The sequence below is a fragment of the Lysinibacillus sp. FSL M8-0337 genome (assembly GCF_038593855.1).
GTDB classification, from domain to species: Bacteria; Bacillota; Bacilli; order Bacillales_A; family Planococcaceae; genus Lysinibacillus; species Lysinibacillus sphaericus_D.
In genome coordinates, this window is sequence record NZ_CP151996.1 from 222,565 (window position 1) to 239,225 (window position 16,661).

Consider the following 16,661-nt stretch of genomic DNA (forward strand, 5'->3'; position numbering starts at 1 on the left):
ATTTTTTAAATTAAGTTTTTAGGCTTAATAACTAGGTTAAGTTATTAAGGGCGCACGGCGAATGCCTTGGCACTAGGAGCCGAAGAAGGACGGCACTAACACCGATATGCTTCGGGGAGCTGTAAGTGAGCTTTGATCCGGAGATTTCCGAATGGGGGAACCCACTACGTTTAATCGCGTAGTATCTTGACGTGAATACATAGCGTCTTGAAGGCAGACCCAGGGAACTGAAACATCTAAGTACCTGGAGGAAGAGAAAGAAAAATCGATTCCCTGAGTAGCGGCGAGCGAAACGGGAAGAGCCCAAACCAAGAGGCTTGCCTCTTGGGGTTGTAGGACACTCTATACGGAGTTACAAAGGAATGAGTTAGATGAAGCGACTTGGAAAGGTCCGCCAGAGCAGGTAAAAGCCCTGTAGTCGAAAGTTCATTCCCTCCAGAGTGGATCCTGAGTACGGCGGAACACGTGAAATTCCGTCGGAATCCGGGAGGACCATCTCCCAAGGCTAAATACTACCTAGTGACCGATAGTGAACCAGTACCGTGAGGGAAAGGTGAAAAGCACCCCGGGAGGGGAGTGAAAGAGATCCTGAAACCGTGTGCCTACAAGTAGTTAGAGCCCGTTAATGGGTGATAGCGTGCCTTTTGTAGAATGAACCGGCGAGTTACGATTACGTGCGAGGTTAAGCTTTAGAAGGCGGAGCCGCAGCGAAAGCGAGTCTGAATAGGGCGAATTAGTACGTGGTCGTAGACCCGAAACCAGGTGATCTACCCATGTCCAGGGTGAAGGTGAGGTAACACTTACTGGAGGCCCGAACCCACGCACGTTGAAAAGTGCGGGGATGAGGTGTGGGTAGCGGAGAAATTCCAATCGAACTTGGAGATAGCTGGTTCTCTCCGAAATAGCTTTAGGGCTAGCCTCGTGATGAGAATACTGGAGGTAGAGCACTGTTTGGACTAGGGGGCCATCCCGGTTTACCGAATTCAGACAAACTCCGAATGCCAGATATTTATACACGGGAGTCAGACTGCGAGTGATAAGATCCGTAGTCAAAAGGGAAACAGCCCAGACCACCAGCTAAGGTCCCAAAGTAATCGTTAAGTGGAAAAGGATGTGGCGTTGCACAGACAACCAGGATGTTGGCTTAGAAGCAGCCATCATTTAAAGAGTGCGTAATAGCTCACTGGTCGAGTGACGCTGCGCCGAAAATGTATCGGGGCTAAACGATTCACCGAAGCTGTGGATTGACATCTACGATGTCAGTGGTAGGAGAGCGTTCTAAGTGCGTTGAAGTCAGACCGGAAGGACTGGTGGAGCGCTTAGAAGTGAGAATGCCGGTATGAGTAGCGAAAGACGGGTGAGAATCCCGTCCACCGTATGACTAAGGTTTCCTGAGGAAGGCTCGTCCGCTCAGGGTTAGTCGGGACCTAAGCCGAGGCCGATAGGCGTAGGCGATGGACAACAGGTTGATATTCCTGTACCACCTCCTCACCGTTTGAGAAATGGGGGGACGCAGTAGGATAGGGTAAGCGCGCCGTTGGTTGTGCGCGTCCAAGCAGTAAGGCGTGTGTGTAGGCAAATCCGCACACTGTAACGTTGAGCTGTGATGGCGAGTCCGTATGGACGAAGTTCCTGATTTCACACTGCCAAGAAAAGCCTCTATCGAGGTGAGAGGTGCCCGTACCGCAAACCGACACAGGTAGTCGAGGAGAGAATCCTAAGGTGTGCGAGAGAACTCTCGTTAAGGAACTCGGCAAAATGACCCCGTAACTTCGGGAGAAGGGGTGCTCTTGAGCGTGCAAGCGCATGAGAGCCGCAGTGAATAGGCCCAGGCGACTGTTTAGCAAAAACACAGGTCTCTGCAAAACCGTAAGGTGACGTATAGGGGCTGACGCCTGCCCGGTGCTGGAAGGTTAAGAGGAGTGGTTAGCGCAAGCGAAGCTGCGAATTGAAGCCCCAGTAAACGGCGGCCGTAACTATAACGGTCCTAAGGTAGCGAAATTCCTTGTCGGGTAAGTTCCGACCCGCACGAAAGGCGTAACGATCTGGGCACTGTCTCAACGAGAGACTCGGTGAAATTATAGTACCTGTGAAGATGCAGGTTACCCGCGACAGGACGGAAAGACCCCGTGGAGCTTTACTGTAGCCTGATATTGAATTTTGGTACAACTTGTACAGGATAGGTAGGAGCCAGAGATCTCGGAGCGCCAGCTTCGAAGGAGGCGTCGGTGGGATACTACCCTGGTTGTATTGAAATTCTAACCCATGCCCCTTAGCGGGGCAGGAGACAGTGTCAGGCGGACAGTTTGACTGGGGCGGTCGCCTCCTAAAAGGTAACGGAGGCGCCCAAAGGTTCCCTCAGAATGGTTGGAAATCATTCGTAGAGTGTAAAGGCACAAGGGAGCTTGACTGCGAGACCTACAAGTCGAGCAGGGTCGAAAGACGGGCTTAGTGATCCGGTGGTTCCGCATGGAAGGGCCATCGCTCAACGGATAAAAGCTACCCCGGGGATAACAGGCTTATCTCCCCCAAGAGTCCACATCGACGGGGAGGTTTGGCACCTCGATGTCGGCTCATCGCATCCTGGGGCTGTAGTCGGTCCCAAGGGTTGGGCTGTTCGCCCATTAAAGCGGTACGCGAGCTGGGTTCAGAACGTCGTGAGACAGTTCGGTCCCTATCCGTCGTGGGCGTAGGAAATTTGAGAGGAGCTGTCCTTAGTACGAGAGGACCGGGATGGACACACCGCTGGTGTACCAGTTGTCTTGCCAAAGGCATCGCTGGGTAGCTATGTGTGGACGGGATAAGTGCTGAAAGCATCTAAGCATGAAGCCCCCCTCAAGATGAGATTTCCCATTACGCAAGTAAGTAAGATCCCTCAAAGACGATGAGGTAGATAGGTTCGAGGTGGAAGTGTGGTGACACATGGAGCTGACGAATACTAATCGATCGAGGACTTAACCAAAAAAGTTTGAAACATTCAATGAACGTTTATCCAGTTTTGAGAGAACGAGTTCTTTCAACTGAATAAGTGAAGTGATGATGGCAAAGAGGTCACACCCGTTCCCATATCGAACACGGAAGTTAAGCTCTTTAGCGCCGATGGTAGTTGGGGGCTTCCCCCTGTGAGAGTAGGACGTCGCTTCGCTTATTTTTTATGTGGAGGATTAGCTCAGCTGGGAGAGCATCTGCCTTACAAGCAGAGGGTCGGCGGTTCGAGCCCGTCATCCTCCACCATTTATTTATTATGAAATTACTATTATCGCGGGGTGGAGCAGTGGTAGCTCGTCGGGCTCATAACCCGAAGGTCACAGGTTCAAATCCTGTCTCCGCAACCAAATAAAATTAAGGTCCCGTGGTGTAGCGGTTAACATGCCTGCCTGTCACGCAGGAGATCGCCGGTTCGATCCCGGTCGGGACCGTCCTTATTTGCCGGTGTAGCTCAGTTGGTAGAGCAACTGACTTGTAATCAGTAGGTCGTGGGTTCGACTCCTATCGCCGGCACCATCCCTTGGAGGGGTAGCGAAGTGGCTAAACGCGGCGGACTGTAAATCCGCTCCTTAGGGTTCGGCGGTTCGAATCCGTCCCCCTCCACCAGCTCTTTATTCAATAGGGGCATAGTTCAACGGTAGAATAGAGGTCTCCAAAACCTTTGGTGTGGGTTCGATTCCTACTGCCCCTGCCAAATTTTTTAGGTTAGACTACTGTTATATTACATATGGCGGTTGTGGCGAAGTGGTTAACGCATCGGATTGTGGTTCCGACATTCGTGGGTTCGATTCCCATCAGTCGCCCCATAATAAAATATTGGGGTATAGCCAAGCGGTAAGGCAACGGATTTTGATTCCGTCATGCCTAGGTTCGAATCCTAGTACCCCAGCCATTTATTTCTTAATATGAGCCATTAGCTCAGTTGGTAGAGCATCTGACTTTTAATCAGAGGGTCGAAGGTTCGAGTCCTTCATGGCTCATCATATTTGCGGGTGTGGCGGAATTGGCAGACGCACTAGACTTAGGATCTAGCGCCGCAAGGCGTGGGGGTTCGACTCCCTTCACCCGCATCATCTATATTTCAAATTTATAATTGCCAGAATAAATAATCTTATGCACATGCGGAAGTAGTTCAGTGGTAGAACACCACCTTGCCAAGGTGGGGGTCGCGAGTTCGAACCTCGTCTTCCGCTCCAAATGTGCCGGGGTGGCGGAACTGGCAGACGCACAGGACTTAAAATCCTGCGGTAGGTGACTACCGTGCCGGTTCGATTCCGGCCCTCGGCACCATTTTTAATATTTAGCGCCCGTAGCTCAATTGGATAGAGCGTCTGACTACGGATCAGAAGGTTGTGGGTTCGACTCCTGCCGGGCGCGCCAATAAATGAACGGAATGTAGCTCAGCTTGGTAGAGCACTTGGTTTGGGACCAAGGGGTCGTAGGTTCGAATCCTGTCATTCCGACCATCTTTTTAAAAAATGGGGCCTTAGCTCAGCTGGGAGAGCGCCTGCCTTGCACGCAGGAGGTCAGCGGTTCGATCCCGCTAGGCTCCACCATAATTGTTTCATTCCGGAGGTATACCCAAGTCTGGCTGAAGGGATCGGTCTTGAAAACCGACAGGCGGGTAACACCGCGCGGGGGTTCGAATCCCTCTACCTCCTCCATTTTCCGGGTCAGTAGCTCAGTTGGTAGAGCATTAGATTGAAGCTCTAAGTGTCGGCGGTTCGATTCCGTCCTGACCCATCCTTTTTGCGGGTGTAGTTTAATGGTAAAACCTCAGCCTTCCAAGCTGATGTCGTGAGTTCGATTCTCATCACCCGCTCCAAGAGGGGCCTATAGCTCAGCTGGTTAGAGCGCACGCCTGATAAGCGTGAGGTCGATGGTTCGAGTCCATTTAGGCCCATTATAAAGATATTCCGAAGTAGCTCAGTTGGTAGTAGCACCTGACTGTTAATCAGGTTGTCGCAGGTTCGAGTCCTGCCTTCGGAGCCACGGCCCCTTGGTCAAGCGGTTAAGACACCGCCCTTTCACGGCGGTAACACGGGTTCGAATCCCGTAGGGGTCATCAAGCATGTAGCATATTGTTGCTACATGCTTTTTTGTGTTTTTAAGTATTTAATTATTATCACTAAGGCATTCAGTATTGCGTAAATCATCTAACTTTTAATTTTTCGTTTAAATTTGAACAAAGTATTTCATATATAAAAGATGTATGTTTTCTTACGGATTTTTTCGTGGTGAATTGTATGCTGTTCATCTAATATGGGGATAGATGGAGGAAAACGACATGAATTTACAAGAGATACAACGTTTTTTAGCACTTTATCAATTGGAACAAAATGAGTCGGAACAATGGCTTACAAATAGATTACAGCAAGTTGTCACAGAGGGCGCATATACTCCTACAACGGAAGAGCTTACTTTTGGCGCGAGAGTAGCATGGCGTAATAGTAATAAATGTATTGGGAGATTATTTTGGCAATCACTTCATGTTGAGGATGCACGTGAGGTTTTAGATGAGCATGCTATTTTTGAGAAATTACTTCACCATATTCAATATGCAACAAATGGTGGTAAGATTCGCCCGACTATAACGGTATTTGCCTCTGATAGAGTAAAAATATGGAATCATCAGCTTATACGTTATGCAGGTTATGAAACAGAAGCAGGGATTATTGGTGATCCCCATTCGGTGGCATTTACTAAAGTGTGTGAATCACTTGGTTGGCAGGGAGCAAGAACACCATTTGATGTGCTACCACTTGTGATCCAAGTAGATGGCCGTAAACCGCAATGGTTTCCAATCCCGAGTGGTGATGTATTAGAGGTTGCGATTCGTCACCCTGAACATCCTAAGGTAGGAGAACTAGGAATGAAGTGGTATGCGGTGCCAATTATATCGAGCATGCGCTTTCAAATGGCGGGTATTGACTTTCAGGCAGCCCCCTTTAATGGCTGGTATATGGGGACAGAAATTGGAGCACGGAATTTAGCTGATCATGACCGTTATGATATGTTACCGAAGATAGCAGAAATTTTTAATCTTGATACAACAAAGCAAGCATCTCTTTGGCGTGATCGTGCGCTAGTAGAATTAAATATTGCTGTTCTTCATTCCTTTAAAGAAGATGGCGTAAGTATTGTTGATCATCATACCGCAGCACAGCAATTTAAGCTATTTGAAGAAGCAGAGCACAAGGCAGGGCGCGATTTAACAGGCAACTGGACTTGGTTGATTCCACCATTATCGCCTGCAACGACACATATTTTCCATAAGCCGTATGTAAATGTCTATCATACACCTAATTATTTTTACCAAAAACCCCCATACTAATGATAAAGAGGCAGCTCATTGTAGAAAATGAACTGCCTCTTATTAATTGATATATTCATTTTTAGAAGCTCTAAATGAACAGAAGAAGAGTAGAGCTGTAACGGCAACAAATAGCCACCCAGCGATATTCCAGCCGCCAAATAAATCATGTAAATAGCCAAATAAAATTGGACCGACTGCGGCTAATAAATAACCTAAGGATTGTGCAAAGCCAGATAAATCTGCCGCCTCAAAAGCCGTACGTGTACGTAATGTAAAGAACATCATGGCAAGTGCAAATGAAGCCCCACCTGCTAAGCCAAGCAATATCATCCACAACACAGCAAAACTAGTCCATTCCATCACAACGCCTGTAAAACCAATGATATAAAATGCTGTAAACATTAAAACGAGTGGTCGCTGGGATGTCATTTTGCTAGCGATTATAGGCACAACTAATGCCATGGGCACTTGTGAGATTTGCATGATGGAAAACATCCAACCCGCACGATCCGCGGCTACGCCTTGTGCAATATAAATTTCAGGAATCCAAGCTGCGGTAGTATAAAATAATAACGATTGTAGTCCCATTGCCCCGGTAACTGCCCAAGTAACTGGTGATTTCCACAACGGTATACGCGCTTTTGTAGAGATTACAGTTGATTCGGGCTTATTAAATTTTAATTGGGGTAGCCAAATCACAATTGTTAATATGACTAGCGCTAAAGCAATAGCAAGTGCACCTTGCCAGCCCAGCACTGCATTGGCTATAGGGTAGCTAATACCAGCCCCGATCCCTGCTGTTAAATTCATAGACATTGTAAAAAACGCCATTAGTAAACCAACATGGTATGGAAATTTTAATTTTAGTAGACCTGGAATAAGGACGTTACCGAATGAAATGGCGACACCGATAATCATTGTACCAAATACGAGTAATCCCGTTGTTCCAAGTGAACGTAGGACAATGCCTCCAGCTAATAAAATGGTTGATAAAAATAGTGTTAATTCAAGACCGAGTTTTCTTGCAACGATGGGTGCAAAAGGGGATACAATTGCGAATGCAAGTAATGGGATTGTTGTAAGAAAGCCTGCAAGTACATTGGATATACCAAGATCTTCACGTATAAAGGATATAATTGGCCCTACAACTGTTAAGGGCATACGTAATGTGGATGCAAGGAAAATTACACCGATGACTAACAGTAGGGTTGTTCCCTTCCAGTTAATCTTTTTGCTAGGATAAGTAGATTGTTCGTTCGTTGTCAAAACTAGTACCTCCCTGATAGAACAATTATAATTCGAACCACTATAACACTTTATCACACTATTAAAAATAGTAGAAAATTCATAAAATACGGAACATTAATCGTTTTATTGAAATGTCTATGGTCGTATGTTAAACTAAGACACATCATAAATTTAATAATTATATGCCTCATGTTTGTATTGAGGTAGAGGTCGCGGTATTTATGAGTACGCTAATGGAAATGACAAGCATTAAAGATGTTAGCTGAAAGGAAATATCGCCGAAGTGTGAGGGGACTTGAAAACCTCATGCTGGGGCTGTCTCCGAAAGGAACAGAACTGTCACGTTGGACAACGTGTTGCGCTATCATTTTGAAGAAACAGAGGATTTACTTAGCCATCACAACGTTCGTGTGATGGCATTTTTTTGCCTCTTATAAAAGGAAGGAAGCTTTAACGTGAGTGAGATAAAAGTTAATCAGCTCGGCCATAAAGCACCGAAGCTGAAAAAAGAATTAAAAAGTCGTCATATTACGATGATTTCATTAGGCGGTACTATTGGGACTGGGCTATTTTTAGCAAGTGGTGGCGCTATTGCACAGGCTGGACCAGGTGGTGCACTACTTGCTTACGCATTAATCGGTATAATGGTGTACTTTTTAATGACTAGCTTGGGCGAAATGGCAGCTTATATGCCGTCATCGGGTTCATTTAGTACGTATGCAACAAAATTCGTAGATCCTGCTCTTGGCTTTGCCCTTGGTTGGAACTACTGGTATAACTGGGCGATCACAATTGCAGCAGAAATTGCAGCTGTTTCGCTTATTATGAAGTATTGGTTTCCTGATAGCTCCTCTGCATTATGGACAGTAGTATTTATTATGATTGTACTAACATTCAATTTACTATCTGTTAGAAGCTATGGTGAAAGTGAATATTGGTTTGCCATGATAAAAGTGGCGACTGTTATTGTTTTTATTATTGTCAGCCTATTGATGATTTTTGGTATTTTAGGAGGGCAAGCACCGGTTGGTTTCACGAATTTCTTTATAAGTGATGGTCCATTCCATGGTGGCTTCCTTGCAACATTCGGTATATTTTTAGCAGCTGGTTTCTCGTTCCAAGGAACAGAGTTATTAGGTATTACTGCTGGCGAAACGGATGACCCTGGAAAGAACATTCCAAAGGCTGTAAAATCCGTCTTCTGGCGTATTATTTTATTTTACATTTTAGCGATTGCGGCGATTGGGATGTTGATTCCATTTACGGATGCGCGCTTATTATCTGAAGATATTGCGGTATCTCCATTTACATTAGTATTCGATCGCTTAGGCATTGCTTTTGCTGCCTCATTAATGAATGCTATTATTTTAACTGCAATGTTGTCTGCAGGTAACTCTGGTTTATATGCATCATCACGTATGTTATGGCAATTAGCGGTAGATGGACATGCACCTAAAATTTTCACAAAATTAAGCCGTCGCGGCATTCCAATTTATGCATTACTGCTTACATTGGCAGTAGGCTGTCTAGCATTTTTAGCATCATTTTTTGGTGATGGCGTTGTCTATATGTGGCTTCTAAACGCTTCTGGGATGTCAGGCTTCATTGCATGGCTTGGTATTGCCTTTAGTCATTATCGCTTCCGCCGAGCGTTTGAAGCACAAGGGTTGGATTCAAAATTACTACCATATAAAGCAAAGCTATATCCATTTGGTCCGCTCTTTGCTTTCACCGTATGTATGATTGTAGTCATTGGTCAAAACTATACAGCATTCACTGGTGATTCAATTGACTGGTATGGCGTTCTTGTTTCATATATTGGTATCCCACTCTTTGTTATATTGTGGCTAGGCTATAAAATAAAACATAAAACAAAAATGATTCCACTACAAAAATGTGATTTAAAAGTGGAAAAATAATAATGAGAACTGTCCTAAATGTTAGGGCAGTTTTTATTTTTGTTGAACGCATCTGTCAGCCAATGAACCCCGCAGGAACGGATAATTGTCATAGTAAAAAGTGTTAAAGTGACGCAGTCACTTTAACACTTTTTCGTTTAGTTCAGCCTTATTTTATTAAGCAAATAGCGTTTCCCATAATAGGTAGATATTTAACGCTACGACGATGACAACGACACACCAGCCAAGAATTGTTGTGATACGGTGATTGACGAGGCTACCCATAATGTCCTTTTTACTTGTGAACATCACAAGCGGGATAAGCGCAAAGGCAATACCGAATGACAGGATTACTTGGCTTAACACAAGCGCATAGGTTGCATTGACGCCAGATGCAATAATGACCAGTGGTGGAATCATTGTAATGGCTCTGCGCAAATAGAGAGGAATTCTACGCTGGATAAAGCCCTGCATAACAACATCTCCTGCTAATGTACCGACAGAAGAGCTTGCAAGCCCTGCAATAAGAAGACCAAGACCGAAAGAAACGGCTGCCATAGGGCCAAGTGCATCTCGTAATCCATTATAGGCAATGTCTAAATCCTCAACTACTAATCCTTGCGTATGGAACACCGCTGCTGCAATAATCAGCATGCTCATATTAATCGCCCCAGCAATAATCATTGCAATTACAATATCGATAAACTCGAAACGGAAAATACGTCGCTTTTCATTGTCATTACGACCAATAACGCGATTTTGCGTTAAGGAAGAATGTAAATAGATTGCATGCGGCATAACAGTAGCTCCTAAAATACCTGTTGCAAGTAATAGGGAATCGACTCCATCGAAATGTGGTGTCAGCATTCCGAGTGTTACTTCACCCCAATTAGGTTGAGCTAAAAATGTCTGGAACGCAAATGCGAGTACTACAATTAGCACCATACCAGAAATACCAGCTTCAAAAGCTCTAAAACCTCTGCGTTGTAGCTCTAAAATGGCGAATGAGCCGATTGCCGTAATTAGTGCCGCTGGTAGCATTGGGATGTTAAATAATAAATATAGACCGAGGGCAGCACCGATAAACTCTGCAAGATCAGTTGCGATAATTACAAGTTCAGCCTGTATCCATAAAAATATAGAAGTTTTTTTAGAAAAGTTCTCTCTTGCTATTTCCGGCAAATTCTTTCCTGTTGCAATGCCAAGTTTTGCTGATAAAGATTGGATTAGTACAGCCATTAAATTAGAAAAGGCAATAACCCAAAGAAGTAAATAACCGTACTGCGAGCCAGCCGTAATATTTGTGGCAAAGTTGCCGGGATCGATATAGGCAACCGCTGCAATAAATGCCGGACCTAGAAAGGGTAAAATACGTTGCCAGCCTTTTATGTCGCCATCTAAAACAGCTTCGGCTGCCGACTTCTTAATCGGTTTATAGGCCATGTTGTTCCCTCGTTTCAAAAAGTATCGTTAGTGAAATAAAGTTTCCTATAGGAAAATAATGATACTACTATTCTATAGCTAGAACTGAAAAATGTGAAGAAGTTTGCTCAATTTTTTTATCATTGCCAAAAAACAAAGGGAAATCACTGCTGAAGTGAGTTAAATCGCGAATAAAACCATGGAAATCAGCAAAAATAATCCGAAACTGTTACCAGTAATGGGCTTCTACATATAAGGAAAAAATTTACGAAAACCGTATAATCTGTTCTTTACTTTTTATTAATACAGGCGTAATATGACATCATTATAAAAGTTTCAAATTTCTAAATCGCTGAAGCAACTAAACGCGGGGGACCCAATTTTGATGGATTGTCTCTACAATTCTTGGGGTGAATCTCTTTACAAGAGTAGGGCTACTCAGGCCCGAATCCGACAGCTAACCTCGTAAGCGTTAAGAGCAGAAAAGTTGGAGCTTGTCAGACGTTACAACGTCTACAAGTCGTATTTGGTGATGACTTGTAGACGTTTTTTGTTGTCATTTGGCACCCAAAGCCCAAGTAGCTAGAAAGAGCGAGTATGCAAAGGTGTAATTGATTTAGAAAGGCGAAACACACTCTAAAAATCTAGAAGGTGTTAAAAATGAAATCCTCATTCAAACGTTATGTTATCGGTAAACCATTGAGATCCGATGCATTAGGGGAACAAAAGCTTAGTAAAACAAAGGCATTAGCTATACTATCATCTGATGCATTGTCATCAGTAGCGTACGGACCAGAGCAAATTTTACTTGTGCTCATGACAGTAAGTACGGTTGCCTTTTGGTATTCGTTACCGATTGCAGCAGGGGTAGTGGTGCTCCTTGTGGCACTCACGTTATCCTATCGACAAGTTATTTTCGCCTATCCACATGGTGGTGGGGCATATGTAGTGTCCCGTGAAAACTTAGGCGTTAATGCAGGTCTTGTAGCGGGTGGGTCATTACTCGTTGATTATATTTTAACGGTTGCAGTTAGTGTGTCTGCTGGGACAGATGCTATTACATCAGCATTTCCAAGTTTACATGCTTATAATGTACCGATTGCAGTGTTTTTTGTTATTTGCCTAACACTATTAAATTTACGTGGCGTTACAGAATCAGCATCTGTTTTAGCGTATCCTGTATATTTGTTCGTTGTTGTGATGTTAATGCTTATTGGGTTAGGTATCTATAACGTCGCAACTGGGCAAGTTCCCGCTGAGTTACATCCAAAAATCGGGACGCCAGTTGCGGGCATTAGTTTGTTTTTATTATTAAAGGCATTTGCTTCAGGAAGCTCGGCATTGACGGGCGTAGAAGCGATATCCAATGCTATCCCGAATTTTAAAAGCCCTGCACCAAATAATGCAGCGAAAACGCTATTAGCAATGGGAAGTATTTTAGCAGTGCTGTTTATTGGTATCGTTGGCTTAGCTTATTTTTACGGAGTTGTGCCAAACGCTCAAGCAACGGTTGTCTCTCAAATTGCTGAAGCGAGTGTTGGACGCAATGTATTTTATTATATCGTGCAAGGTACGACAGCTATGATTTTAGTACTTGCTGCCAATACAGGTTATTCAGCATTTCCTTTACTCGCAGTTAATTTATCAAGAGACGGCTTTATACCAAGAATTTTTCAAATTCGTGGAGATCGACTTGGTTATTCCAACGGGATTATGATGCTCGGATTAGCAGCGATTGTCCTTATTGTGTTGTTCGACGGTGCAACAGAGCATTTAATTCCTCTTTATGCAGTAGGGGTCTTTATACCATTTACATTAGCGCAGACTGGTATGATGCGAAAATGGTGGCGTGAAAAGCCAAATGGATGGGTGACGAAATTCGCTATAAATACAATAGGTGCAGCCATTTCCTTTGTAGTGGCGATGATGTTCTTTGTTACAAAATTACCTCAAGTATGGCCAGTATTTATCTTTTTACCAATGATTATTTGGATGTTTCATCGCATTAAGCAGCATTACAATGCAGTCGGAGAACAACTACGACTAAATGGAGAAGCATTGCCAATAGTAGACGGAAATGTTTTTATTGTACCGGTAGCGGGGATTACAAAAGTGGTAGAAAATTCACTGCATTATGTGCAATCGTTGAATGTGGAAAAAATTATTGCCTTTTATGTAGCATTTGATCAGGCTGATGCCAAAGCCTTTGAGGAAAAGTGGAAGGCATGGCAACCAGATATACGTCTCGTTACGTACTATTCGCCATATCGAAGCATTACGCAACCTTTAAAAAAATTTATTGATAAGGTAGAACACCAATATGCGAAAACAGGCTATCAAGTAACAGTAGTCATTCCACAGTTTTTACCGAAGAAAGGTTGGCATCACATGTTACACAATCAGTCGAGTCTATTAATTCGTACATCGCTGTTATTTCACAAAAATGTCGTCATTATGACCGTACCTTTCCATTTATCTAAATAATGACTAGCAAGGTCGAAAATAGTCTGATATAATCAGAGCATTGATTGCAAAACACGAACGTTTACCATGAAATAATGTGTAAATACCATTAAATTCCGAAAATTTAAACTTTTTTCAGCTCTAGATATAAGCATCTGCCGAAAGAAGACATGCATCAGCTTATTATGCATATTCATATTGAAATTATAAAAATGGATATTTATAATAAGAAAGTTCAACCAGCTTAATACTGTTTCACTCATATAATAGCGAGAATATGGCTCGTAAGTTTCTACCGATTTACCGTAAATGAATCGACTATGGGTAGCATTGCTTTAGAAAAACTCATACTAGCGATGATGTTTTCTATTAGTTTCGACGTTTTTACGCTGAATGCCTTGCTCCACTCGTAGATGAATGGAATCAAAGTATTCAGCGTTTTTATTATTTTAAGAAAGAAGGAAAAGCAGCAATGAAGTTATTACGTGACAAAATTATGCAGGAAGGTAAAGTTTTATCTTCGTCTGTATTAAAAGTTGATTCTTTTTTAAATCATCAAATTGATCCACAGCTTATGAAAGAAATTGGGCATGAATTTGCAAATCGCTTCTCTGATGAAATTATTACTAAAGTGCTAACAATTGAATCTTCAGGAATTGCACCTTCTGTAATGTTAGGTCTTGAAATCGGTGCACCAGTAGTATTTGCTCGTAAACGTAAATCTTTAACATTATCAGATAATCTCTATTCGTCAAAAGTACATTCTTTCACAAAAAATGAAACAAATGATATTTCAGTATCTTGTAATTTTTTAAGTAAAGATGACAATGTTTTAATCGTCGACGATTTCCTAGCAAACGGTGAAGCGGTAAAAGGATTACTTGATATTGCAGCGCAAGCAGGGGCTCATGTTGTCGGTGTCGGCATCGTGATTGAAAAAGGCTTCCAAGACGGTGGAAAATTATTACGTGAGCAAGGTGTTCGCGTTGAATCATTAGCAATTGTGGATTCTTTAGAAGACGGCAAAGTAACATTTGCAACGGAGGATCGCGCGTAATGAATGCCTTTAAGTCAACGACGCTAGCTATTCAACATTTACTTGCGATGTATGCAGGTGCGATTTTAGTTCCGCTTATTATTGGTGGCGCTTTAGGTTTTGATTCAAAGCAAATGACTTATTTAGTAGCGATTGACATTATGATGTGTGGGATCGCAACATTACTTCAAGTGTATTCAGGTAAATTTATCGGTATTGGTTTACCAGTAGTTTTAGGATGTACTTTTACAGCAGTAAGTCCAATTATTGCAATTGGGACAAACCCTGAACAAGGCATTACCGATATTTATGGCTCCATTATTGCATCAGGTTTAATCGTTATGGTCATTGCAGGCTTCTTCGGTAAGCTTGTAAAATTCTTCCCACCAGTTGTAACAGGTTCTGTTGTGTCCATTATTGGTATCTCTTTATTACCAGTTGCATTGAACAATATGGCGGGTGGACAAGGTGCAGAAGACTTTGCATCGGGTTCTAATGTGGCTTTAGCATTTATTACATTAGTAATTATTTTAGTCGTTTACCGTTTTACTACAGGCTTTGTGCGTGCCATTTCAATTTTAATTGGCTTAGTTGTCGGTACAGTGCTAGGCGCATTTATGGGTAAAGTGGATTTCAGTCCTGTGTCAGATGCGGGTGTATTCCATATGGTTCAACCGTTCTATTTCGGAATGCCAACGTTTGATGCGACAGCGATTTTAACTATGACGCTTGTCGCGATGGTTTCTTTAGTAGAATCTTCAGGTGTCTATTTTGCATTGAGCGATATTTGCAATAAAAAATTAGATTCAAAAGATTTAGCACGTGGTTATCGTTCAGAAGGTCTTGCTTCTGTTATTGGTGGTATTTTCAATGCCTTCCCATATACTACTTTCTCACAAAACGTAGGGCTTACGCGTATGTCTGGCGTAAAAAATCGCAAAGTCATCTACATCACAGGTGGTTTACTAGTAGCACTTGGCTTCCTACCAAAAATCGCAGCACTCACAACAATTATTCCAACACCAGTACTTGGTGCGGCAATGTTGGCGATGTTCGGTATGGTAATTACACAAGGTATGGGCATGCTAGTACCTGTTATGAATGAGTCAGCAGAAAACGCCATGATTGCTGCGATTGCAGTTGGCCTTGGTGTAGGTGTATCGGTTGTTCCAGATATTTTCGCATCATTGCCATCATACGTATCGGTTCTTACGTCAAATGGTATCGTCTGTGGTTCGGTTACAGCGATAATCCTTAATATTTTATTCAACATGATTGGGCCTAAGCATAAAAATGACCCGATGCATGGAGAAATTTAAATCAAAAAATGCCACTTCCTGATAAAAGGAGGTGGCATTTTTTTATGAGAAAAAGAAACAAGACAAGGGAAAGGAAACAAGCGTCTAACTCCTGTTCAATTTCCCTTGTCATGTCAATGAAATGCATCGCTACTTTGTTAGCTTGATTTTGATTTCAGCGCTATATTGTCAATTTGGTTGTGGTGTCGTCCAATTGGTACGACGGATGGTGAATGGGATACAGGGTCTTCCATTACTATACAGTCGAGTGCAAATATATCTTTAATTAATGAATTTGTAATAATGTCAGATGGTGGTCCTTCTGCTACGAGCTTCCCTTCATGTAGGGCAAATATATAATCTGCATAACGTGCTGATAAGTTAATGTCGTGTAACACCATGACAATGGTCGTGCCATATTTACGATTTAAATCAGTCAGTAAATCTAAAATTTCTACTTGGTACGTAATATCTAAGTAAGTTGTTGGCTCATCTAAAAATAAAATATCTGTTTGCTGCGCTAATGCCATGGCAATCCATACACGCTGTCTTTGTCCCCCTGATAATTCATCAATATGGCGATCAGCAAATTCTGTAATGTTCATCATTTCCAACGCTTCAGCAACAGCCTCATAATCTTTTTTAGACCAACCTTTTAAAAAGCTCTGGTGGGGGAATCGCCCTCTACCAACTAAATCGGCAACTGTTATTCCTTCTGGAACGATAGGTGTTTGTGGTAACAAGCCTAGTATTTTGGCAAGTTGCTTCGGTGGCATTTTTTGAATAGCTTGCCCATCCAATGTTACTTGCCCTGAAGTTGGCGTAATGAGTCGTGCCATCGTTTTTAGTAGCGTAGATTTTCCGCAACCGTTTGCTCCGATAATTATGCTCATTTTATTGCTAGGAATCGTTACACTAACGTCTTGTAAAATCGTTTTATTGTCGTAACCAGCAGTAATTTGTTCCGCTCGAAATGTATGTGTTGGCTTCAT

The 16,661-nt window shown here is 42.9% G+C and carries 8 protein-coding genes, 21 tRNA genes, 2 rRNA genes and 3 riboswitches; of the genes, 28 read left to right on the plus strand and 3 right to left on the minus strand.

Annotated elements, in window-relative coordinates:
• Positions 1–34 precede the first annotated feature (34 nt).
• The 24 genes from MKY08_RS00995 (at position 35) to MKY08_RS01110 (ending at position 6,322) form a co-directional block, all read left to right on the plus strand.
• Positions 35–2,962: ribosomal RNA gene (locus MKY08_RS00995) — 23S ribosomal RNA — on the plus strand.
• 67 nt (positions 2,963–3,029) lie between these two features.
• Positions 3,030–3,145 (plus strand): 5S ribosomal RNA (rrf, locus tag MKY08_RS01000).
• A 13-nt stretch (positions 3,146–3,158) separates the two neighbouring features.
• A tRNA-Val gene (locus MKY08_RS01005) sits at positions 3,159–3,234 on the plus strand.
• 26 nt (positions 3,235–3,260) lie between these two features.
• Positions 3,261–3,335, plus strand: a tRNA-Met gene (locus MKY08_RS01010).
• 11 nt (positions 3,336–3,346) lie between these two features.
• Positions 3,347–3,419: transfer RNA gene (locus MKY08_RS01015), tRNA-Asp, on the plus strand.
• A gap of 9 nt (positions 3,420–3,428) precedes the next feature.
• A tRNA-Thr gene (locus tag MKY08_RS01020) sits at positions 3,429–3,504 on the plus strand.
• A 6-nt stretch (positions 3,505–3,510) separates the two neighbouring features.
• Positions 3,511–3,594: transfer RNA gene (locus tag MKY08_RS01025), tRNA-Tyr, on the plus strand.
• A gap of 14 nt (positions 3,595–3,608) precedes the next feature.
• A tRNA-Trp gene (locus tag MKY08_RS01030) sits at positions 3,609–3,682 on the plus strand.
• Positions 3,683–3,718: 36 nt separating this feature from the next.
• Positions 3,719–3,794: transfer RNA gene (locus MKY08_RS01035), tRNA-His, on the plus strand.
• Positions 3,795–3,805: 11 nt separating this feature from the next.
• Positions 3,806–3,880 (plus strand) — tRNA-Gln (locus MKY08_RS01040).
• A 15-nt stretch (positions 3,881–3,895) separates the two neighbouring features.
• Positions 3,896–3,968, plus strand: a tRNA-Lys gene (locus tag MKY08_RS01045).
• Between the two features lie 8 nt (positions 3,969–3,976).
• Positions 3,977–4,058 (plus strand) — tRNA-Leu (locus MKY08_RS01050).
• 51 nt (positions 4,059–4,109) lie between these two features.
• A tRNA-Gly gene (locus tag MKY08_RS01055) sits at positions 4,110–4,184 on the plus strand.
• Between the two features lie 5 nt (positions 4,185–4,189).
• Positions 4,190–4,278: transfer RNA gene (locus MKY08_RS01060), tRNA-Leu, on the plus strand.
• Positions 4,279–4,291: 13 nt separating this feature from the next.
• Positions 4,292–4,368: transfer RNA gene (locus tag MKY08_RS01065), tRNA-Arg, on the plus strand.
• 9 nt (positions 4,369–4,377) lie between these two features.
• Positions 4,378–4,454, plus strand: a tRNA-Pro gene (locus MKY08_RS01070).
• 14 nt (positions 4,455–4,468) lie between these two features.
• Positions 4,469–4,544: transfer RNA gene (locus tag MKY08_RS01075), tRNA-Ala, on the plus strand.
• A 15-nt stretch (positions 4,545–4,559) separates the two neighbouring features.
• Positions 4,560–4,652, plus strand: a tRNA-Ser gene (locus tag MKY08_RS01080).
• Between the two features lie 6 nt (positions 4,653–4,658).
• Positions 4,659–4,731 (plus strand) — tRNA-Phe (locus MKY08_RS01085).
• Between the two features lie 8 nt (positions 4,732–4,739).
• Positions 4,740–4,813: transfer RNA gene (locus MKY08_RS01090), tRNA-Gly, on the plus strand.
• 4 nt (positions 4,814–4,817) lie between these two features.
• A tRNA-Ile gene (locus MKY08_RS01095) sits at positions 4,818–4,891 on the plus strand.
• 12 nt (positions 4,892–4,903) lie between these two features.
• Positions 4,904–4,980, plus strand: a tRNA-Asn gene (locus MKY08_RS01100).
• A 1-nt stretch (position 4,981) separates the two neighbouring features.
• Positions 4,982–5,053: transfer RNA gene (locus tag MKY08_RS01105), tRNA-Glu, on the plus strand.
• Positions 5,054–5,275: 222 nt separating this feature from the next.
• Positions 5,276–6,322, plus strand: coding sequence for a nitric oxide synthase oxygenase (locus tag MKY08_RS01110; protein WP_069513045.1), 1,047 nt, complete (start codon positions 5,276–5,278; stop codon positions 6,320–6,322).
• Positions 6,323–6,364: 42 nt separating this feature from the next.
• Here MKY08_RS01110 and MKY08_RS01115 read toward each other — a convergent pair whose 3' ends face one another.
• Positions 6,365–7,570 carry an MFS transporter gene (locus tag MKY08_RS01115; protein ID WP_069513044.1) on the minus strand — a complete coding sequence of 402 codons (1,206 nt, stop codon included), beginning with the start codon at positions 7,568–7,570 and terminating at the stop codon, positions 6,365–6,367.
• Positions 7,571–7,748: 178 nt separating this feature from the next.
• A riboswitch (Lysine riboswitch) is annotated at positions 7,749–7,924 on the plus strand.
• A gap of 83 nt (positions 7,925–8,007) precedes the next feature.
• Here MKY08_RS01115 and MKY08_RS01120 point away from each other — a divergent pair.
• Positions 8,008–9,471 carry an amino acid permease gene (locus MKY08_RS01120; RefSeq protein WP_069513043.1) on the plus strand — a complete coding sequence of 488 codons (1,464 nt, stop codon included), beginning with the start codon at positions 8,008–8,010 and terminating at the stop codon, positions 9,469–9,471.
• Positions 9,472–9,627: 156 nt separating this feature from the next.
• Here the strand turns inward: MKY08_RS01120 and MKY08_RS01125 are convergent, their stop codons facing one another.
• A complete protein-coding gene (locus tag MKY08_RS01125; RefSeq protein WP_069513042.1) occupies positions 9,628–10,893 on the minus strand; it encodes an Nramp family divalent metal transporter in 1,266 nt (421 codons plus the stop codon).
• Positions 10,894–11,212: 319 nt separating this feature from the next.
• Positions 11,213–11,358: riboswitch (cyclic di-AMP (ydaO/yuaA leader) on the plus strand.
• Positions 11,359–11,532: 174 nt separating this feature from the next.
• On the opposite strand from MKY08_RS01125, the gene MKY08_RS01130 reads away from it, so the two are divergent.
• From MKY08_RS01130 to MKY08_RS01140, 3 genes are all read left to right on the plus strand, one after another.
• The gene (locus MKY08_RS01130; protein WP_069513041.1) at positions 11,533–13,356 is read left to right on the plus strand and encodes an APC family permease; all 1,824 of its coding nucleotides are present in this window, start codon (positions 11,533–11,535) and stop codon (positions 13,354–13,356) included.
• A gap of 218 nt (positions 13,357–13,574) precedes the next feature.
• A riboswitch (purine riboswitch) is annotated at positions 13,575–13,676 on the plus strand.
• A gap of 131 nt (positions 13,677–13,807) precedes the next feature.
• Positions 13,808–14,392 carry a xanthine phosphoribosyltransferase gene (locus MKY08_RS01135; protein ID WP_069513040.1) on the plus strand — a complete coding sequence of 195 codons (585 nt, stop codon included), beginning with the start codon at positions 13,808–13,810 and terminating at the stop codon, positions 14,390–14,392.
• A complete protein-coding gene (locus tag MKY08_RS01140) occupies positions 14,392–15,690 on the plus strand; it encodes a nucleobase:cation symporter-2 family protein (protein WP_069513039.1) in 1,299 nt (432 codons plus the stop codon). Before MKY08_RS01135 ends, MKY08_RS01140 begins: the two co-directional genes overlap by 1 nt.
• Before the next feature lie 137 nt (positions 15,691–15,827).
• Here MKY08_RS01140 and MKY08_RS01145 read toward each other — a convergent pair whose 3' ends face one another.
• Entirely contained in the window at positions 15,828–16,661 is an 834-nt protein-coding gene (locus tag MKY08_RS01145; RefSeq protein ID WP_069513038.1) for an ABC transporter ATP-binding protein, read from the minus strand.